18 protein-coding genes and 1 pseudogene are annotated in these 18,944 nt (G+C 69.5%); 11 read left to right on the top strand and 8 right to left on the bottom strand.

Going from position 1 to position 18,944, the window contains the following annotated elements:
- Window positions 1-16: 16 nt before the first annotated feature.
- Both H4N64_RS39790 and H4N64_RS39785 read right to left on the bottom strand, forming a co-directional pair.
- On the bottom strand, window positions 17-235 hold the full coding sequence (locus H4N64_RS39790) for a hypothetical protein (protein WP_186287499.1): 219 nt from the start codon (window positions 233-235) through the stop codon (window positions 17-19).
- 1,325 nt (window positions 236-1,560) lie between these two features.
- Window positions 1,561-1,843: pseudogene (locus H4N64_RS39785) on the bottom strand (MerR family transcriptional regulator); the annotation flags it as partial.
- A gap of 591 nt (window positions 1,844-2,434) precedes the next feature.
- On the opposite strand from H4N64_RS39785, the gene H4N64_RS39780 reads away from it, so the two are divergent.
- Entirely contained in the window at window positions 2,435-3,277 is an 843-nt protein-coding gene (locus H4N64_RS39780; protein WP_186287498.1) for a DUF4394 domain-containing protein, read from the top strand.
- Window positions 3,278-3,625: 348 nt separating this feature from the next.
- Here the strand turns inward: H4N64_RS39780 and H4N64_RS39775 are convergent, their stop codons facing one another.
- The 4 genes from H4N64_RS39775 to H4N64_RS39760 form a co-directional block, all read right to left on the bottom strand.
- On the bottom strand, window positions 3,626-3,790 hold the full coding sequence (locus H4N64_RS39775) for a hypothetical protein (protein ID WP_186287497.1): 165 nt from the start codon (window positions 3,788-3,790) through the stop codon (window positions 3,626-3,628).
- Between the two features lie 96 nt (window positions 3,791-3,886).
- Window positions 3,887-4,108, bottom strand: a complete 222-nt coding sequence (locus tag H4N64_RS39770; protein WP_186287496.1) for a hypothetical protein — start codon at window positions 4,106-4,108, stop codon at window positions 3,887-3,889.
- Window positions 4,109-4,128: 20 nt separating this feature from the next.
- Window positions 4,129-4,533 (bottom strand): hypothetical protein, encoded by a 405-nt coding sequence (locus H4N64_RS39765; protein WP_186287495.1) that lies wholly within the window; start codon window positions 4,531-4,533, stop codon window positions 4,129-4,131.
- A gap of 14 nt (window positions 4,534-4,547) precedes the next feature.
- A complete protein-coding gene (locus H4N64_RS39760) occupies window positions 4,548-6,143 on the bottom strand; it encodes a hypothetical protein (RefSeq protein ID WP_222109951.1) in 1,596 nt (531 codons plus the stop codon).
- A gap of 611 nt (window positions 6,144-6,754) precedes the next feature.
- Here H4N64_RS39760 and H4N64_RS39755 point away from each other — a divergent pair.
- The 3 genes from H4N64_RS39755 to H4N64_RS39745 all read left to right on the top strand — a co-directional run bounded on the left by H4N64_RS39755 (window position 6,755) and on the right by H4N64_RS39745 (window position 9,409).
- Window positions 6,755-7,462, top strand: coding sequence for a hypothetical protein (locus H4N64_RS39755; protein WP_186287493.1), 708 nt, complete (start codon window positions 6,755-6,757; stop codon window positions 7,460-7,462).
- Entirely contained in the window at window positions 7,425-7,868 is a 444-nt protein-coding gene (locus H4N64_RS39750) for a helix-turn-helix domain-containing protein (RefSeq protein ID WP_186287492.1), read from the top strand. Before H4N64_RS39755 ends, H4N64_RS39750 begins: the two co-directional genes overlap by 38 nt.
- A gap of 755 nt (window positions 7,869-8,623) precedes the next feature.
- Window positions 8,624-9,409, top strand: a complete 786-nt coding sequence (locus tag H4N64_RS39745; protein ID WP_260860252.1) for a hypothetical protein — start codon at window positions 8,624-8,626, stop codon at window positions 9,407-9,409.
- Window positions 9,410-9,727: 318 nt separating this feature from the next.
- On the opposite strand, the gene H4N64_RS39740 is transcribed toward H4N64_RS39745, so the two are convergent.
- Window positions 9,728-10,930, bottom strand: a complete 1,203-nt coding sequence (locus H4N64_RS39740) for a low temperature requirement protein A (RefSeq protein ID WP_336246933.1) — start codon at window positions 10,928-10,930, stop codon at window positions 9,728-9,730.
- Window positions 10,931-11,322: 392 nt separating this feature from the next.
- Between H4N64_RS39740 and H4N64_RS39735 the strand changes: the two genes are divergently transcribed.
- The 6 genes from H4N64_RS39735 to H4N64_RS39710 all read left to right on the top strand — a co-directional run bounded on the left by H4N64_RS39735 (window position 11,323) and on the right by H4N64_RS39710 (window position 16,271).
- Entirely contained in the window at window positions 11,323-11,667 is a 345-nt protein-coding gene (locus H4N64_RS39735; protein ID WP_336246932.1) for a PadR family transcriptional regulator, read from the top strand.
- A gap of 80 nt (window positions 11,668-11,747) precedes the next feature.
- On the top strand, window positions 11,748-12,497 hold the full coding sequence (locus H4N64_RS39730; RefSeq protein WP_186287489.1) for an HD domain-containing protein: 750 nt from the start codon (window positions 11,748-11,750) through the stop codon (window positions 12,495-12,497).
- Between the two features lie 461 nt (window positions 12,498-12,958).
- Window positions 12,959-13,789, top strand: a complete 831-nt coding sequence (locus H4N64_RS39725; RefSeq protein ID WP_186287488.1) for a dienelactone hydrolase family protein — start codon at window positions 12,959-12,961, stop codon at window positions 13,787-13,789.
- Window positions 13,790-13,844: 55 nt separating this feature from the next.
- Window positions 13,845-14,801 (top strand): GlxA family transcriptional regulator, encoded by a 957-nt coding sequence (locus H4N64_RS39720; RefSeq protein ID WP_186287487.1) that lies wholly within the window; start codon window positions 13,845-13,847, stop codon window positions 14,799-14,801.
- A gap of 94 nt (window positions 14,802-14,895) precedes the next feature.
- Window positions 14,896-15,894 (top strand): type I glyceraldehyde-3-phosphate dehydrogenase, encoded by a 999-nt coding sequence (gene gap, locus H4N64_RS39715; RefSeq protein ID WP_186287486.1) that lies wholly within the window; start codon window positions 14,896-14,898, stop codon window positions 15,892-15,894.
- Window positions 15,895-16,115: 221 nt separating this feature from the next.
- Complete coding sequence (locus H4N64_RS39710; RefSeq protein WP_186287485.1) at window positions 16,116-16,271, top strand: hypothetical protein; 156 nt, start codon at window positions 16,116-16,118, stop codon at window positions 16,269-16,271.
- 65 nt (window positions 16,272-16,336) lie between these two features.
- Here the strand turns inward: H4N64_RS39710 and katG are convergent, their stop codons facing one another.
- Entirely contained in the window at window positions 16,337-18,526 is a 2,190-nt protein-coding gene (gene katG / locus H4N64_RS39705; protein WP_186287484.1) for a catalase/peroxidase HPI, read from the bottom strand.
- Here katG and H4N64_RS46565 point away from each other — a divergent pair.
- On the top strand, window positions 18,525-18,944 hold a 420-nt coding region (locus H4N64_RS46565; RefSeq protein WP_336246931.1), incomplete at its 3' end, for a TetR/AcrR family transcriptional regulator. The two genes, katG and H4N64_RS46565, sit on opposite strands and share 2 nt — an antisense overlap.

Here is an 18,944-nt window from a genome sequence, read left to right as displayed (position 1 = left end):
CCAAGGTTTTCGTCTCTCAGCACTCTTGCTCCTTTTCATTGAGCAGACCCATCCCGCCCGCACCGTGGACCATGTGTTTCCCGCTGTAGTTGCGCCAGTCGTCTTTCCCGGTGCGGCGCCGGGCGCGGATCAGGGTGCCGTCCAGCAGGACGACGTGGCCCCCTTTCGGATGACCCTCTTCAGCGCACGGTTCAGGCGCTCGGTCCGCGCGGTTGAACTTCCCGTCGGCGTACATGTTGATGTCGCCCTGGCAGGATTTTCGTGAAGCTGGAATGTGCCACCGTGCGCCGCTGACGCTCCGTCACGGGGTAGCGGCGCCGGAGCAGAGCCATGAGGATGACGCGGTGGCCGAGCAGCGGGACCCCCGCGCGGCCGGCCGTGATCCGCTTCTGGAGCTTCAGATCGGTGATGCGGCCTTCGTTGACACCGGAGTTGAACGGGGTGGTGATGCCCTCCACGACTGCGGGCTGATCCCCGCGGATGGCTTTGGCAGGCCGGCCAGGGCCGGGAGGCGGGCGGTCGTCAGTTGCTCGAGCCAGTCCGGCGGCGGGGCGGCGTCGCGGGCGTCGCGCATGGCGGGAACTGACGCACCAGATCGTGGGTGCGGTTCGGTTCCGGGCAGTGCTCGAGCAGCCTACTGAGTCCCTCGGCAGCGTGCAGGCCGGGCCGGGATGGCGCGGTGGTGATTCAACGGGTGACCTCCGGGGCGAGCGAGCGCGATCGCTCGCGAGGCGTGTTGATCGGTAGGCCGCGACGCAGCGGCGCGACGGCCATCTTGATCCGTCGCCTCGATGGACCGGCACTCCACCGACCGCGCGCAGGCGGCCACGGCGCCGGACGACACCCGGAGGGTACAAGTGGACCGTCCTCTTACCCCCTCGCGCGGCATCCGGCTACGCGCCATGGCCTCCGTACCCGCCCCGGCGTCGCCCTGGGCGAACTGCCCGGCCTGCCTGGCCACCGCCGTGGCCGCCGCGCTGCCGAGCGGAGCCGCCACCGCCACACGATCGTGCCTGGCGGACGGCCCGGGCTGCGACCATGTCCAGGAACATGAGCGGGACTTGGCCGCAGCCGGCAGGAGCCTGCGACAGATCATCCCGGATGGCAATCAGTGCAAAGCCGACCGGAGCAGAGCTGATGGCTGGAAGCGTCAGCCACCGCGCCTGGTTGTCGCTGGTTGACGTCAGTTGCCATCTCTCGGGGGTTGAACTTCCGAAGCGACAGCGGGTCCCCACGCGAGCCCTACGTCGACAACGCGCGCGGCGCCCGTCCTTGTGGAGGGCGACACTGAGGCGCTCAGCGGGGTAGCCGAGTACCGCGGCGTCGGCCACGCCTGCGCTCACAGCGATGCTCCGCCGGAGCGCAACTCTTTGGATCTCGTGACTACGATGCCGCGCCCTCCACATCATTACGGCACTTCGCAGGACACAACCCGCATGCGTACCAACGACGCCCTGCCCTGCTGACCGGTGGCTCGTCACCTGGCCAAATCGCGCTCGCCGGGGACCTCAGGGGGGTGTTCCTCAACAAACGACAGGAAGTAGTGACCGCCGAGTTCGCATCCGCACTGGCGGCCACGCACGACGCCGCGCCTGCGGGACGCTGTGCCCGCATGACCGCCGACGGTTCCACTGCCGTGACGTCGCGATCGGGGGGCGTAGGAGCCGGTGCCGGCCCCGACGTTCAGGACCGTTTGTGCGTCCCCGAGCGCATCCCAGACCTTCGCGGCGATCCGCGGCTCGGTGCGCCGCGTCGGCGGGTAGGCGGACCCGATGACTTCGTACAACTGCGCGCCGAACACTTTCAGTTGTTCCTCCGGCGTTGTCCTGATCCCCATGCCCCGTTACGAGATGCTGACCAGCGTGCGTATGTGCCTCGCTTGCGATCAGCCCCTCCGGGAGGGCGAGGAGTCGCGGCCGTACGGCAAGGTCAGCCCCTCGGGAGGCGCTGTTTTGTCCGGGCGGATTCACGAGCAGCGCGCCGACACCGTGCGGATCCCCTGACCCGGCACCGACTGACCCGGCATGCATGCGCCGTACGGCGACCCCACGGACAGGGCCGCAGACACCAGACGCCCGTCCCGCCGGAGGACCGCGAGCCTTCGGCAGGACGGCTTCCACAGCCCCCGCCCCGGTTTCCCCACCCTGGACAGGTCGAGCAACCGGGGCGGGCCCCGCCCTTGTCCTGCAGCGCTTGGGCGAGGGTGTGCATGTCGTCGTCGATGACCTTCGGCCGTCCGCCGTCGTTGCCCTTGGATGCGGCGGTGACCTGGCCTTCGAGGGTCTTCTCCCGGATGTAATTGCGCGTCATCTCGGGTCCTGACTGCCGCGCGTACCCCACATGGCAGCGGTCGGCGTGCCCGATTCGTGTGCTGATGTTGTCCTCGTATGGGTGGTGTCTGGACGTGCAGGCACCTCGACTCCGTGGAGATCTCATGCACAAGGCAGTTCTCGCGGTGGCGCTCGCCGCCGCTTTGTCCACCGGCGTTCCCGCCTTGGCCGCCGACACCGACCCGGGTGACGCCGGCCACCGCGGCCTGAAGGTGACTGGCCTGACGGACGGCCAGCGTCTGGTGCAGTTTCGCGCCAGCAGCCCACAGAACGTCACCTCGATCGGGACCGTCACCGGTCTTGACGGCGACACTGAGCTGGTCGGTATCGACTACCGCGTCCAGGACGGCCGGCTCTACGGCGTCGGTGACGCCGGCGGCGTCTACACCCTCGGCACGAGCAACGCCGTGGCGACGAAGGTGTCACAGCTGAGCGTCGCCCTCCAGGGCACCGCCTTCGGCGTCGACTTCAACCCGGCCGCCGACAGATTGCGGATCATCAGCGACACCGGGCAGAATCTGCGCCACGACGTGAACGTCGCGACCGGCGGCACCGTCGTGGACGGCACGCTCACCACACCGCCCGCCACCACCCCCGCCCTCGGGGTGACCGGCGCCGCCTACACCAACAATGATCTCGACGCGGCCACCGCCACCAGCCTGTTCGACATCGACACCACGAACAACACCGTCGTCCTGCAGTCCCCCGCGAACGCCGGGACCCTCGCCCCCACCGGAAACCTCGGCGTCGACGCCGGCCCCAGCGCGGGCTTCGACATCTATTTCTCGCCCAAGGACGGCACGAACCGCGGCTTCGCCGCCCTGGCCACCGGTGGCTCCTATCGCTTCTACAAGGTCAACCTGCTGACAGGGGAAGCCGACAGCGCCGGCGCCTTCCCCTCCGGCCAGCAGGTCTTCGACGTCGCCCTCCCCCTCAACCAGAAGTAGGCGGAGCCCGCCGCGCCGACATCGGGTGAGCCGCGTCTTGCGCACTTCGCGGCTCACCCGACCGGCGTCCCGTCGCCCGCGGTTCGCGGGGCCGGGCACCGTGGCCGCAGCGAGATCGAGTCGGGCGGCCATGTCGAGATTGACCCCGCCGTACATCTCCTTATCCGGCCACCTTCGAGTGACGCCTGAACGGTGCAGCGGCGGTGGAGGCACAGGTCTCGTTGGGCCATTCGAGTACAGGTCGGGGAGGCCGGTGTCCGGGTGGTCAAGGAACGTGATGGCGGTGTCGTAGGCAGGGTGCGGTTGGTCAACGGTAATGGTGAAGCGGCATTTCCGCGGGCGGAGCGGTCACAAGTCGTAGTCTGCGTCGAGTAGTTGGTCGACAACACGGCGGTCGGTGTCCGTAACCGAGGCGAGCGCTGCTTCCCGGACCGCTTGCCCGAGCAGGTTGCGCAGGTCGGTGAGCCGACCATGGGCATCGGCCCGGTCCGCCTCCCACACGGCCGGGTCCACGACGCCGCGCAGGTTGCCCAGCGCACGGTGCAGGTGGGCCAGCCGAGGGTGATGGGCGGGCGTGACCTGGGCGTTCGGACTGGCCGCCTTCAGGATTCAGGAAGTGTCAGGGCGGGCCTGACTCAGCGTGACGCCAGGGACGGGCTCGTCGCTTCCCCAGTCGATGTCCCGCAACAGCGTCCAGGCGCCGTATCCCAGGCCTGCGCAGAGCAGCGCGGCCACCATCGCCAGGATCAGGATCCGCGAGCCGCGCAGGCCGGGCGGTGGGTCGTGCGCGTCCGGCATCCATCCCTGCCGTTCGGTGTCCCACTGCGCCATGGCGGCCACCTCCCTGGACCTCACCCCAGCAACCCGCTGAGGGTCTGGGCCACGGCCGCCGCGGAGGCCAGCCCGGCCAGGGCCGTGGCGCCGGCGTTCAGGCGCGCTGCCAGCCACTCCAGTTGGCCCCGTGCCGCCCGGCCCGTGCGGTCGAGGTCGCCTTCCAGGGCGGCGAGTGCCTCGTCGACCTCGGCCGTCTCGTCGGTCGGGGTGAGCGTGCGCAGGTGCTCGCGCAGGGTGCGTACGGCGGCCAGCAGTTCCGGTGGTGCGTCGAGGGAGTCGCTCGGCCGCGCCGTCGCCGTCCGCGCCGAGGCATCGACGGCGCGGGCACCCGGCCCAGCGGCCGCGGCGCCGCCCGTCATCACTCCGATGGAGATGTGTCCCTGGCCGCCTGGTCCACTGCCGGCGTCCGAACCCGTCGTCATGCCCCGTCAACCCCTCAGTTCGTGTTCTCCGCCTTCGCCCCGCTGCCGACGGCGACCGCGCCGCCGCTCATCGCGCCGATGAAGACACCTCCGCTGATCTGGACGATCTGTTGCTCGAACTCGCCCGTCTCATAGCCCTCGGCACGCAGCGCGTCCAGCACTCCGCTGGTGATGCGGTCCTGCACCGTCTTCACATAACGGCTGACGTCCATCTCCTGGAACAGCGATATCTCCTCCACGCTGCCCAGCTCCCGCACCGAGGTGACGGGCCCGTCCGGCAGCGCGCGCTGCGGATCGGCCAGCCAGGTCCGCACCACGGCCGCCGTCGTGCCGATCGCGGACACGCCGGAGGCGAAGGTGGCGGTCGGACTGGTGAGCAGGGCCCGCAGACCGTCACGCAGCACCAGGCGGGCCCGCGCCGCGATGACGTCGACCGCCGCGAACTCCGGCCGGATCGGGGTGAGGACGTGGGGGGCCACTTCCAGCACCAGCATCCCGCCCTGGGCGTGCACGCGGACCAGCACCGTCACCACGATCTGCTCCTCCCACGCGCCGATCCGGATGCGCAGGAAGTGGCGTCGCGCCTCGCCGCCCTCGTCGACGGCGTTGCGGATGTGCCAGGCGACAGCGGCGGGGTCGTAGGACACCCGCGTGCGCGGCACCTCACCGGCGGGCAGATAGACGACCTCGTCGATCTCCAGGTCGCCCAACCGGTCCCGGCTGGTGGCGGCCATCGACTGCCGCAGCGCCTCCACCCGCGGCCGGACGAGGTCGATGACGGCGCGAGTGCTGAGCGGGCGGCCCGTGAACCCGGCCCCGTGCTTCGGCTTGAGCTCGATGGCGAACGACCACGGTTCGTAGGGCTTGCCAGCACCTACGAAGGGGCGGAGGGGGTCGTGGAGGACCAGCCCAGCGTACTGCTCGCGGGCCATGGCCTCGGCGATGCGGCGACAGGTACGGGTGCCGGGCAGCCGAGCTGGCGGCAGCAGGGGGAAGACGTCCCGGTCCAGTTGGTGCGACATGATCCACACCACCCGGGAGCGGTGCAGCCAGACGACAGCCGCCATCAGCAGCGGGAAAAACACCGCGTACAGGTTCTGGCCCCGGGTGAAGAGGATGAACAACACGGTGGCCCAGTAGACCAGCATGAGGAACCGAGGGAACTGCGGCAGCAGCATGGTGAGCCGCCTGATCCCGTGCGTCGCCCGCTTCAGCGTGCCGCGGTCGAGGGTGTACACGGCGATGCTGCGGCCGGTGGCCACCCGCCCGGCCCACAGCAGACAGCACACCACCGCATACGCCGGGGCCCAGAGCACGGGCATGTCGAGCCATGTGCCGTCGTCGAAGTCGATGTGCAGGCCGCCACTGTCCACTTCGAGGGCGAAGAACGCGGCCCAGGCGAGCAGCATCACGCACGCGACCTGGAGTTCCTGTGCGCGGGCGCGCAGCGCGTGGCCCAGCACCGCGACGGCGTCGATGCCCAGCGAGGGTGCCACGGGGCGCTCCTCGTGCTCGACGAGCTGCTCGATCACCCGGCGCCGGAACTCGGCGTCGAGGTAGGCGCCGGCACAGAGCAGGCGAGTTGCTTCGGTGTGGGAGCAGCTCTGCACGCGATACACCTCTGACGCATCGAACTCCCGTGTTACATATGGGGAGTTGGCAGTACATAGCCGGTCCAGTATGGAGCAACCCGGTCTCCGGGCAACCTGGTTCGGCCACATTGCCTTCGCCGGAAGCGGGGATCTCCCGGTGCCCGGTTGGCCCCTCGTCGCCGGGGCCTGTCGCGGATGCCGACGCGGGCCAGGTTGTCGACGCGGTGACGGGCGGCAGCGCCGAGGGGCTCTGGGCTTCTGGGCCCGCTGAAGCGGCAGATGTTCGGTCGCTACGACTCCGGCTGGCTCCGCAAGCGGGTCCTTCTTAACCGATAGTCATGAATTCAGGTGATTCGTGATAGATACGTTGTGTGTCACACGTGGAGAGTCCGAACACTGGGGGTTCCCGTAAGGGGCCCTCCCCGGAACGCTTGCTGCTGGCGTCGTTGGTCCGGGATCCCGAGCACCTCCCCGAACTCCTCGCCGATTTTGCCGTCCGCCGCATCGGCCCGGCGGTGCCCGAGGCTGTCGCCGGGCTTCGGCGGAACCATCCGAACGCCACCGGGGCGGAGCTCCGGGCCGTAGTGGTCTCTCACGGCCGGCGGGCTGTCGTATCGGAGGGTTCTTTCGTGGGCGGGCCCTTCATCGTGCTGATTCCCGTCGCGTTCTGTGCGGCGCTGCTCCGTCAGGTGCGTACGGTCCTGGAGCTGGCCGCCCTCAGCGGCCGCGATCCCACGGCGAGCGCCCGGGCCGGCGAACTTCTTGTCCTGCAGGGCGTGTACGAGGACATCCGGCAGGCGCAGAAGGCGCTCGCCCGAAGGGGACGTACCCCCGGCGCACCCACCCGATGGAGGCGATGGGTGATCCTGTGGGACGTCACGCTGCGCATGGCTCATCTCCTGGGCTTGCTCACGCCGGGCAGCGAGAGCCAGGCCGCAGGCCGACGCGTACGCCAGTTCGCCGTCCAGGCGTGGCGGTGGCTGCTCCTTGGCGTGGTCTTGCTGGTCGGACTGGTAGCCCCCCTCGTCTGGCTCCCGTACATGGCGGTGTCCTACCAGCGCGCCGACGCCCGCCTGGCGGACCGTGTCCTCGCCTACTACTTCGACGACACCGCACCCGCCCCCCGCCGCCGGATCTCCCGCCTCGAACCGGGAGTAGCGGCGGCCGCAGTCCGCGCGCTCCTCTCCCTCCTCGTGCCGCTCGCCCTGACCGCCGTGACCTTCCTGACAGGCCTGCGCATCGCTGACAGCCGATGGCCGGTCCTCGGCATCGTCCTCGCCACGGCGTCCACCGCGGTGGGTGCGCTCTGGTACTGGCGGCGCCACCGGAGCAGTTGACCTCGCCGTGCGCCGACAACAGAAAGCAGGCCTGGATCAGGTCAACAGCAGGCCAGCACCGGGACTTTGGGAGCGGATCACCACATCAGTCGAGACGCGTCTGGGCGAACCCGAACTGAGCCCGCAGGACATCGCCGACCAGCACGGCATCTCGCTGCGCTACCTGCACCGCCTCTTCCAGCTGCACGGCACCACGGTCAACGCCTGGGTGCGCGCACGACGCTTGGAGGCGGCACGCGAGGAGCTCACCCAGCCCGGCGCGGCCCACAGATCGATCGCCGCGGTGGGCGGCCGCTGGGGGTTCGCCAATCCCTCCCACTGCAGCCGGACCTTCCGCGCACGGTATGGCGTGTCGCCCGTGCAATGGCGCAGTGCCTCGGCGGCGGGAGATCGCACTGTTCGCTGACAGCCCACATGTGGGGCACTGGGGGACGATCGCCTGCGTGCTCGGTTCCTAGGCTGCGTGTCCGGACGGCAGAAGAACAGCGACCCGTTGGAGCGACGATGAACCCTGACAGCGGTCACCCTCATATGCTCACATCGTAGAGCGGCTGACGGAGCATCACCGCCGGGCCCAAGCCGAGCGCGAGGAGTCCTCCCTCGAAGACGCGATCGACGGGGCGACGTTCAACCTGGCGGCCGACATCGCCCACCCCACCTTCGGCCCTGGGGAATCCGCCTACGACGTCGACACAGATCTCGGCTCTCGTGTCAGGGCAGTGTGCTCAGGCGGGACCAGCGGGGTGTCGACCAGATGCTCGGCCAGAGTGGTGGGCGACTCTTCCCCTGTACACAGGACGAGTGAATCAGTCGACCTTTCCGTTCGGTGGTGGTGGTGAGTCCCTTACGGTCTCTGTATTGATCCGCTGGCTGTAGGGGAGGCCCTGCGGGCGGGCGCAGGTTGAAGGACGCACCTGTTGTTGGGCTTGGACGACTCGCCGGACGTGCCCAGGGTCCGGCGGGCCGCTGCCGCTGGACCAGGGCGGGGACTGGAGCGCGGTCGGTGTGGCATGTCTGGCGGGAGCAGTGCTGACTGCCACCGAGTGGCGGGCGGTCGAACGTCTGCCGACGTGGACGGCGGGTTTCGGCCCGTCCGTCGGCTGCTGCGTATTGACGGTGTCCTTGATGCTCCGTGCGTGGGGGGTGAGCGGACGGGTACGGATGCGCCTGCTGCTGTTGGCGGGTTCGGCGGCGACCGGGTGTGTATACAGAGCCGCGGTCAACGTGCTGTCGGCCCATCCGCCGACGTGGGAACCGGACACGCGACCGTTGCACGATTTGCTGATGGTCACCGCAGTGACGGTGACGGTCGGCCTGGGGATGGCCGGTCTGGTGGTCGCGGCCGACGCCGGTACAGGTCGACACATGTGGCTACGGCGCGTGCTTGACGGGGTCGTCGCAGCCGGGTCCGTGTTCATGACGGGATGGCTGCTGCTACCGCGAGCAGGTGAAGGCTGGCGGCCGGAGACGGGAATGGTGGGCGTCCTTTGGACTGCGGAAGTCGTCTTCCTCGGGTTTCTGTTCGCCCTGCGCCGTCTCGTCCGCAGCGACCAGCGGGCCACGCTGTGGGTGGCGGTCGCCGGGCTGTCCCTCATGCTGATCGGCGACAGCCTGCGACTGTGGACGGTCGGCCGGCATATCCCCGAGGTGATGTGTTCCCGACTGGCCGACGCCTGCGTCACCGCGGGCCTGCTGGTGGTCGCCGTCGGCCCCTGGGTGCCCGGCGGAGCGAGCGTCCTGGGCGTTGGTGGGAGGACGCTGCGGCTGGGGATGGAGGGCGCCGCCGCTTTCATTGTCCTGACCGTCTGTACCGTCACGGCGCTCGGATTTGCGTTGGCTCCTCTTGCCCCCGACCCGGTACCGCTGTTGGTCGGCGGGACGGTGCTGCTGGGGCTTTGGGCACGTCAGACGCTCCTGCCGAGCGAGAACACCGGAAGAGACGACTGAGTTCTTGGGCGGCTGTGATCAATGCAGTGCTTCGGCATCCCCGCTGCTGACCGGCGCGGGGCTGTGCGAGCTGAAGGACGCCGTGGGCGTCGGGATCGGCGCTGTACCCCTGTATGAGTCGGGAGGACCGCTGAAGCCGGCCACCACCGCACCTCTCGACCAGAGACATGCACCGCAAACCCACCCTGCCAGACGATCTACGCCCCAGACTGTGCTCCCTGCGCCCGTGGGGATGCTCCCTGGGCTTCTACGATCATGCTGTGGGTGGCGCTGGCGTTTCCTTCCCGGCCTGCGCGCAGGGGTTGGCCCGGACGGGGCTCAGCTGGTGGCGGTCACATGGGGCCGGGCGGTGGTGTCCTGGACGAGGAACAGGGCGGTCACGAGTGCGGCCAGGAGGGTCAGCGCGACGAGAGAGGGGACGAAGGTGACAGCGGGTCCGGCGACGAGGCAGACGGCTCCACCGGCGAGGAGGAGTGGGGAGCGATGGTTCGTGGTGCGGAAGAGCAAGGCGGCCGAGGCGAGGAGGAACACACCGACGCCGCCGGGCAGGGCCCAGGCCACGACACCGTGGAGGGGTTCGGCCAGGTCGTAGTGGCCGGTATCGGCGATCTGGGTGAGGGCCTTCTTCATGCCGAGGGCGGTGATGACGATTCCGGCCACGAGTGGAAGGTGGAGGAATGTGTACGCGTCACGGGCCAGCCGGGTGCGGTCGTCGCCGGTCACGGCGGTCAGCCGCTGCTCGGCCACGTCGGCGAGTTGACGGAAGTACAGGCGCCACAACCCTGCGGAAATGAGCAGTCCCAGGGCGGCACCGGCTACGACTGGGGTGCTCAGCGCGAAGCCGGAGACGCCGACGCCGATGGCGACGATTGACTCCCCGAGGGCGATGATGACGATCAGGCCGTGGCGTTCGGCGAAGTGGCCGGGTGAGGCGACCCGCCAGCCCGATTTTCCGGTGAGGAAGATGCCCAGGTAGTCGATGACCACGGCGGCGAGCCAGATCAGGATCTGGGTCGTGCCGGTGAACGCCGCACCTATGAGGAGCAGGGCGAAGGGCGGGGCCACCGAGAGCAGGGCGGTGCGGCGCAAGGCGCGGTGCAGTGCCTGATCGGTGGGGTCGGAGAGCCAGTACGTGACCAGGTGCAGGACGCGGACGGCGCCGTAGCACAGGACGAAGACCAGGGGGGCGGGCAGTCCGCCGGGCGCGTCGTCGTAGATCTCGGGCACGGTCAGCGACACGATCAGGACGACGGCCATGACGGAGACGAGCACGGTGAACATCGCGCCGGAGTCGGCCCGTACGACGTTCCCCAGCCAGGCGAAACAGCACCAGCACCACCACAGCAGCGCCAGCGCGACCATCCCGCCGAGCAGCCGCAGTCCGCTCGGGTCGGCTGCCATCAGCGCTGTGACCTGAGTGATCGCATACACGAACACCAGGTCGAAGAAGAGCTCGGCCGGTGTAACTCGGTGGCCGCCCTCGGTGGCGACCAGCCGTGACCCCTCGCTATTCGCTACCACAACTCCCCCTCCGGGCGCCCCGCCACCCACGGGCGGAACGATAACCCACGGGCTATGGCCAGCGATGGCTGTTGGTGCGTACGGGAGTTCGCTTCCCGCATACACAACGGATGAGGGGAGCGAGCCTCCGTTTCGGGCGGCCGAGCCCGGCCCGGATCGGCGAGGTGGGACCCAGGTATGCGCGCGCCAATCTCTGAGGGCGCCCGCTGGCGGAGCTGTCGGGTCGGACGTGGGCTGGCTGCCCGTCATGGGGCGGTGCACAGCGGCTTGTTGGGGGTGTGGTCCGGGCCGCGTGGTACCTGCGGCTTTCTGGGGGTGGGGTGTCGGGGGAGTGTCTTGTGATATGCCGTCAGCTCTAGACAGCCTTTATATAGGCTATGTAGAGTACGAGTATGGCGAGTTTGCGTATGACCTTGCAGACGCAGCTGGTGCTGCGGGCGTTGCTGGAAGAGCCCGCCAAGCAGCGTTACGGCCTGGAGCTGTGCGAGCTGGCGGGACTGCCGTCGGGCACGATCTATCCGATCCTTGCCCGTCTGGAGCAGGTCGGCTGGGTGGACAGCACGTGGGAAGACCCTGCCGTGCACGAGGAAGCCGGCCGTCCCCGGCGGCGCTTCTACCGGATCACCAAGGACGGTGCCGAGCAGGCGCGCGATGCCCTCGCCCGTGCCTACCGGGCCCGCAAGCAACCCCTGCCGGGATGGGCAGCCCGCCCGGTCAGCGACGGGGGAGTGTCATGAGGGCCCGGCGCCGGTTAGCGGCCCGGCCGGACAGGCGCCGTACCGCCGCTCCCGCATCCCTGGACGGCATCCTGACGCTCGTGCAGAAGCATCACCCCTGCGCGGACACTGCGCTGATCCGGCGGGCGCACGATGAGGCTGCCGTCTGGCATGAGGGGCAGATGCGCCGCAGCGGGGACCCAGTCCTCACCCACTGCCTCGCCGTCGCGACCATCGTCGCCGATGTGGGAATGCCGCCGCCCGTGATCTGCGCAGCCCTGCTGCACGACGTCGGCGACACCGCCTGCCCGCCCGGGTGGCTGGGTGACCACTTCGGGCAGGAGATAGCCGGGCTGGTCTCGGCTGTGCGTGCCGCCGAATTCGGGGCTCTGCCGCCGGGCCTCACCCGCGAACTCGCAGGGCCGGCATGTCGGCCCACAGATGAGGAGGCTGTCTGGGTCATCCGCCTGGCCGACCGGCTCCACAACATGCGGACGATCGAATTCGTCGCCCCGGCCAAGCAGCACCGCAAAGCCCGCGACACGCTCGACATCCTGGAACCCCTGGCCCGTGCGGCGGGTTGGAGTGACATCAGCCGTGAACTGCGCGACCTTTCCACGGCCGTTCTCCAGCCCGCCTCGACAGCCATCGTCACCACACGCCTGCTGGCCGTGCTCACCGTGCTGCTTCCGGGTCCGACGCGAGGACGGTGGCGCGAGGAATGGCACGCCGAGCTGGCCACCCTCCGCGCCCGCCGTGCCCGCACCCGCTTCGCCTTCCGGCTGCTCCTGAGCGCACCCCGGTTGTCCTGGACGCTGCGCCGACCTGCCGACCGGGACCGGCGATGGTGACCACGGCGGCACGCCTCGCGGGTGGGCTGGGTGCAGCCGCCGCTTTCGCCACCGCCATGGAGCGGGGAGGCCCCTCCGCTTGGGCGGCCGCGGGACTGGCAGCGTGCGCGCTGGTCCTGGTCGCGGTCGTCGTGTTCATCCCCAGCGAGACGCCGGCCCGCCGCCTGGCCAGGCTGATCCGGGCCTGGCGCATCCCCACCGATGCTGCCTTGAGCCCCGAACCGGCACGGCCGCCTGCGACCCCGCCGTCGCCAGCGCACGACAGCGGGTGACAAGTGCCCGAGGCTGCTTGCTGGGCGCCCCTCCCTGATTGCCCGCACGGTCCGATGGACGACCGAGGAGTTCCCGGGCAGAACGCGATTGCGTGCAGGTGACGGACTGATGCGCCGATGGCTACTTGCGAGTAGGCTCCTGATCCGTTGTCAGGAAACAGCACCGGCCTGGAAGCAGGAGGAGGACGCGTGACCGACGACACGCTGACGGATTTCGCCCGGGAGCCGTTCACGCACGCAGGCCGGTCACATGTCGTGCTGCGTTCCGGCACCGGCCCGGCCGTGATCGTCATGGCCGAGATTCCGGGCATCACCCCCAAAGTCGCCCAGTTCGCGCGGCGGGTCCGCGACATCGGCTGCACCGTGGTCCTGCCGGACCTGTTCGGCGTTGCCGGACGCGATCCCGATCCAAAGGCCCACGGGCGGACCGGAACCGCGATGACAGGCCTGCGCGCTGTCGCCCACATCTGTGTGAGCCGCGAGTTCACCACGCTCGCAGCGGGCCGCACCTCACCCGTGGTCACGTGGCTGCGGGCACTCGCGGTCCACGAGCACGAGCGGTGCGGCGGCCCGGGCGTCGGCGCGCTCGGCATGTGTTTCACCGGCGGCTACGCCCTCGCCATGGCCACCGATGAACGCCTCCTCGCGCCCGTGCTCTGCCAGCCCTCTCTCCCTCTCGCCGTCACCGCGCGAAAGCGCCGGTCCCTCGACATCTCCCCGAGCGACCTGCGCACCGTCCAGCAGCGCTGCGAAGCGGGCCTGACCGTGCTCGGCCTACGCTTCCGCGGCGACCGGGTCGCGCCCGCCGAACGCTTCGCACTGCTACGAGAAAAGCTCGGCGCGGCGTTCATCGGGATAGAACTCGATGACGAAGCGGCGCACCCCGACGGGCTGCTTCCCCCGCACTCGGTTCTCACGGAGCATCTGATCGACGAACCCGGCCAGCCCACCCGCCAGGCGCTCGACCAGGTCCTCGACCACTTCCGCACCCGGCTGCTTTCGCTGCCCGACCCGGCTTAGGACTACGGGACTGCGCGGCCGCGGCGGTACCGACTGCCCACGTAGCCTCTGTGCCATGCCAGCCTCCCGCCTGCATCGTGTCGCCGTCCTTGTGCTCGAGGGTGCGAAGCCGCTCGACGTCGGCATTCCTGCGCAGGTTTTCACGACCCGCGCGAGCATGCCGTACGAGGTGCGGGTGTGCGGCGCGGCACCCGGTCTCGTGACCGGCGGCGATGGCCTGTCGTACTCCGTCGCCCACGGCCTGGAGGCCCTTTTGTGGGCGGACATCGTCTTCGTTCCCGGCTACCGGTTCCCGGACCGCGACGACCCGCCGCCGGCCGTCGTCGACGCACTGATCGCCGCCCACGCGCGGGGCGCGCGGCTCGCCGCGATCTCGACGGGCGCCTTCGCGCTCGCCGCCACGGGCCTGCTCGATGGCAGGCGCGCCACGACGCACTGGCACTACACGCGGGCGCTCGCGGCGAGACATCCGCTGGTCTGGGTCGACGAGAACGTGCTGTTCGTCGACGAGGGCAGCGTGCTCACCTCGGCCGGCGCCGCCTCCGGCATCGACCTGTGCCTGCACATCCTGCGCGGCGACCTCGGGGTGGCCGCCTCCAATCACGCGGCCCGCCGTCTGGTCGCGGCGCCGTACCGGAGCGGCGGCCAGGCCCAGTACGTGCCGCGCAGCGTGCCCGAGCCGCGCGGCGAGCGCTTCGGCGCCACCCGCGAGTGGGCGCTGCACCGGCTCGGTGAGCCCCTCACCCTCGACCTACTGGCGCGGCAGGCCGGGGTGGCGGCGCGCACGTTTTCCCGGCGCTTTGTGGAGGAGACCGGCTACACGCCGATGCAGTGGGTGATGCGCGCCCGCATCGACCTGGCCCGCGAACTGCTCGAGCGCTCTGAGCGCAGCGTCGAACAGATCGCCGCCGACGTCGGTCTCGGCACCGGCGCCAACCTGCGCCTGCACTTCCAGCGCATCCTCGGCACCACACCGAGCGAGTACCGGCGCACTTTCACCCGGGGCGAATAACGCCGTGGCGGGATCCTTTTGAACCATGGCGATCCCGCCACTGGTCGGCGGCGCGAGCCGCGGGCGAACCTGGTGGCGAAGGGAAGGGACACTTATGACTCGCATCGCCATCAACGGATTCGGCCGCATCGGCCGCAATGTGCTGCGCGCCTTGCTCGAACGCGACAGCACCCTTGAGATCGTCGCCGTCAACGACCTCACCGAGCCCGCCACGCTCGCCCGGCTGCTCGCCTACGACAGCACGGCCGGCCGGCTCGGGCGTCCGGTGACCGTCGACGGGGACGCCCTCGTCGTCGACGGCCGCCGGATCACGGTGCTTGCCGAGCGCGAACCGGCGCAGTTGCCGTGGGCCGAACTCGGCGTCGACATCGTCCTGGAAGCCACCGGCCGCTTCACCTCGGCCAAGGCTGCCCGCGCCCATCTCGACGCGGGGGCGAAGAAGGTGCTCGTCAGTGCGCCGTCGGACGGCGCCGACGTCACGCTCGCATTCGGGGTCAACACCGACGCCTACGACCCGGCCGTGCACACGATCGTTTCGAACGCCTCCTGCACCACCAATGCGCTCGCCCCGCTGGCGGCGGTCCTCGACGAACTCGCCGGCATCGAGCACGGGTTCATGACGACGGTGCACGCCTACACGCAGGAGCAGAACCTGCAGGACGGTCCGCACCGCGACGCCCGCCGCGCCCGGGCCGCCGGAGTCAACATCGTGCCGACCACGACCGGCGCCGCCAAGGCGATCGGCCTGGTACTGCCCAACCTCGACGGCAAGCTGTCGGGCGACTCGATCCGCGTACCGGTGCCGGTGGGTTCGATCGTCGAACTCAACACAACCGTCGCCCGCGACGTGACGCGCGATGAGGTGCTGGCGGCGTACCGCACCGCGGCGCAGGGGCCGCTCGCCGGCATCCTGGAGTACTCGGACGACCCGCTCGTATCGTCCGACATCACGGGCAATCCCGCCTCGTCGATCTTTGACTCGGCCCTCACCCGCGTCGACGGCCGCCATATCAAGGTGGTCGCCTGGTACGACAACGAGTGGGGCTTCTCGAACCGCGTGATCGACACACTCGAATTCCTCGCCACCCGCTGAGCGGGCGCGCGCGGTTCGAGCCGTTGTCCCCGGACCGGACGGAAGCGGGGTGACCGCTGGTGGGTCGTCGCGCGCTGGTCCGGTCTGGGCCGGGGGCTGCGCTTCTGCCACGACTGAACCTTCGAGCCGCGGCACGACTCCCTGCGCGAGGCCTGGGACCGGCTACCCGGTCCCAGGCGGATGCGGGGCCGACGCTACCGGCTGGGCTGCCTGCTCGACCTGTGTCTGCTCGCGGTCCGTGGTGCGGGCGCGAGCTACCGCTCGGCCTCGGTATCGACGTGCTCCGGCACCTCGGCGAGGAGACGGGAGCCGTGATCAGGGACGGCTTCGGCGAGCGCCTGTACTGGCTGATACCTCCGTCGCGGGACCGCGAGTGAAGTCCGCCACCTCCTGAGCACCCGCCCCGGCCGATCCTGAGCCCGGCCGGGGCGGGACATCAGGCTCAGGAGAGGTCGAACCGATCGAGGTTCATCACTTTGTCCCACGCCGCCACGAAGTCACGCACGAACTTCTCTTCCGCGTCCCTGGAGGCGTAGACCTCCGAGACGGCTCGGAGCTGGGAGTGCGAACCGAAGATGAGGTCGACGGCGGTGGCGGTCCACCTGACCTCGCCCGTGGCGCGATCCCGGCCCTCGAAGACGTTCTCGTCCGCGGCCGACGCCTTCCACTCCGTGCCCATGTCGAGCAGGTTGACGAAGAAGCCGTTGGTCAACGTCTCCGGACGGTCCGTGAGGACTCCGTGCCGGGACTGCTTGAAGCCGGTGTTCAGGGCCCGCATGCCGCCGATCAGAACCGTCATCTCAGGAGCGGTCAGGGTGAGCAGGTTGGCGCGGTCCAGCAGGAGGGTCTCCGGCGACAACTTCTCTCCCGCCCGGAGGTAGTTGCGGAACCCGTCCGCCCTGGGTTCGAGCACGGCGAACGACTGCACATCGGTCTGCTCCTGGGACGCGTCCGTGCGCCCAGGAGCGAACGGGACCGTGATGTCGTGCCCGGCGTTCCTCGCGGCTTGCTCGACGGCCGCGCACCCGCCCAGGACGATCAGGTCAGCGAGCGAAACCTTCCTTGCGCCGGCCTGCGAGGCGTTGTAGTCCTGCTGGATCCGCGCCAGGCTCCGCACCACCTCGGCCACCTCGGGCAGGTCGTTGACCTCCCAGTCCTTCTGCGGCGCCAGTCGAATCCGTGCTCCGTTCGCCCCGCCGCGCTTGTCGGTGCCGCGGAAGCTTGCCGCCGATGCCCAAGCGGTGGTGACCAGCTGGGAGATGGACAGTCCCGAGTCGAGGATTCCGGCCTTGAGCGCAGCGATGTCCTCGTCACCGACCAGCTCGTGGTCGACCTCGGGTACGGGGTCCTGCCACAGCTGCGGCTCGGGAATCCACGGACCGAGGTAACGCGAGACGGGGCCCATGTCGCGGTGCAGCAGCTTGTACCACGCCTTGGCGAACGCGTCCGCGAGCCTGTCCGGGTTCTCGTGGAAGCTCTTTGCGATCGGCCCATAGACCGGATCCAGCTTCAGCGAGAGGTCCGTCGTCAGCATCATGGGAGCGTGCCTCTTCGACGGATCATGGGCATCGGGCACAGTGCCCTGGGCCGAGGGATCCGTGGGAGTCCACTGCTTCGCACCAGCGGGGCTCGTCGTCAGCTCCCAGTCGTACCCGAACAGGTTGTCCAGGTACCCGTTGTCCCACCTGACCGGCTCCGAGGTCCACGCTCCCTCAAGCCCACTGGTGAGCGCGTCGCCGCCCACGCCGCTGCCGTACGTGTTCCGCCAGCCGAGACCTTGCTGCTCGATCGGGGCACCCTCGGGCTCCGGGCCGACGTATCCGGCGTCGACCGCACCATGACACTTGCCGAAGGTGTGGCCGCCGACGATGAGCGCAACCGTCTCCTCGTCATTCATCGCCATTCGCCCGAACGTCTCGCGAATATCCCGGGCGGCGGCCATCGGATCCGGGTTGCCGTTGGGCCCCTCAGGATTGACGTAGATCAGTCCCATCTGCACGGCACCGAAAGGACCGGTGAGTTCCCTGTCGCCGCTGTAACGCTCATCTCCGAGCCATGTGTCCTCGGGCCCCCAGAAGATCTCCTCGGGCTCCCAGATGTCCTCGCGCCCGAAGCCGAATCCGAACGTCTTGAACCCCATCGATTCCATGGCACAGTTGCCGGCGAAGACAAGAAGATCGGCCCAGGAGATTTTCTGGCCGTACTTCTCCTTGACCGGCCAGAGCAAACGGCGTGCCTTGTCGAGACTCGCGTTGTCCGGCCAGCTGTTGAGCGGGGCAAAGCGCTGCGCACCGCTGCCGCCGCCGCCCCGGCCATCTGCGATGCGATAAGTTCCAGCGGCATGCCAGCTCATCCGGATGAAGAGCGGGCCGTAGTGACCGTAGTCGGCGGGCCACCAGTCCTGGGACGTCGTCATCACCTCGAAGACGTCCTGCTTCAGCGCGTCGACGTCGAGGGTTGCGAATTCCTTCGCGTAGTCGAAGTCCTTGTCCATCGGATTGGAGCGGGACGAGTGCTGGTGGAGAATCTGAAGGTCCAGCTGATGCGGCCACCAGTCCCGGTTCGTCCTGGGCCGAGTCGGTGTGGGACTCGGGGAGGGGATTACTGGGTTCTCGCTTTCACTGCCGGGCATGCCTGGTCCTTCTTCCTGTCTCCGCGCTTACTGCTGGAAATTGTGCTGGGTCGGCGTCGGTATGGTCGCGCACCGCAGACCGCATCGCTACGAAACACGCAGAGCACCCCCGCAAGACAAACGCGGAAAAGGGGGTAGGTATCTCTGCCCCTGGACACCCGCAAGGTGGCGCCTGGGCACTGAACCGGGGCCAACCGAGTCGGCGGAAGATCGCTCCTTGCCCGCGCACGGTGTCGGAGTCGGCGCCCGTGCGTCCTCTAGAGTCGGCCGCATGACGGAGGCACCGGCCCAGGGCCGCGGCGCACGGTCCCGGGACGCGATACTTGACACCGCCGGTGAGCTGATGGCCCGGCACGGCTACGCCGCCACGTCCATTTCGATGATCTCCGCCGCGTGCGGCCTGCCGGTCAGCTCCCTC

Source organism: Streptomyces cupreus, assembly GCF_014257025.1.
Classification (GTDB): domain Bacteria; phylum Actinomycetota; class Actinomycetes; order Streptomycetales; family Streptomycetaceae; genus Streptomyces; species Streptomyces cupreus.
The sequence above is the reverse complement of the archived record's forward strand: the minus strand, read 5'-3'. Positions and strand labels throughout refer to the sequence as shown.

Bases quoted from the DNA above. Each gene is read 5' to 3' on its own strand.
- H4N64_RS39780 (WP_186287498.1), top strand. From the start codon at position 2,435: ATGCACAAGGCAGTTCTCGCGGTGGCGCTCGCCGCCGCTTTGTCCACC.
- gap (WP_186287486.1), top strand. From the start codon at position 14,896: ATGACTCGCATCGCCATCAACGGATTCGGCCGCATCGGCCGCAATGTG.
- H4N64_RS39745 (WP_260860252.1), top strand. From the start codon at position 8,624: ATGCGCCTGCTGCTGTTGGCGGGTTCGGCGGCGACCGGGTGTGTATAC.
- H4N64_RS39735 (WP_336246932.1), top strand. From the start codon at position 11,323: ATGGCGAGTTTGCGTATGACCTTGCAGACGCAGCTGGTGCTGCGGGCG.
- H4N64_RS39765 (WP_186287495.1), bottom strand. From the start codon at position 4,533: ATGACGACGGGTTCGGACGCCGGCAGTGGACCAGGCGGCCAGGGACAC.
- katG (WP_186287484.1), bottom strand. From the start codon at position 18,526: ATGCCCGGCAGTGAAAGCGAGAACCCAGTAATCCCCTCCCCGAGTCCC.
- H4N64_RS39790 (WP_186287499.1), bottom strand. From the start codon at position 235: ATGTACGCCGACGGGAAGTTCAACCGCGCGGACCGAGCGCCTGAACCG.
- H4N64_RS39770 (WP_186287496.1), bottom strand. From the start codon at position 4,108: ATGGCGCAGTGGGACACCGAACGGCAGGGATGGATGCCGGACGCGCAC.
- H4N64_RS39720 (WP_186287487.1), top strand. From the start codon at position 13,845: ATGCCAGCCTCCCGCCTGCATCGTGTCGCCGTCCTTGTGCTCGAGGGT.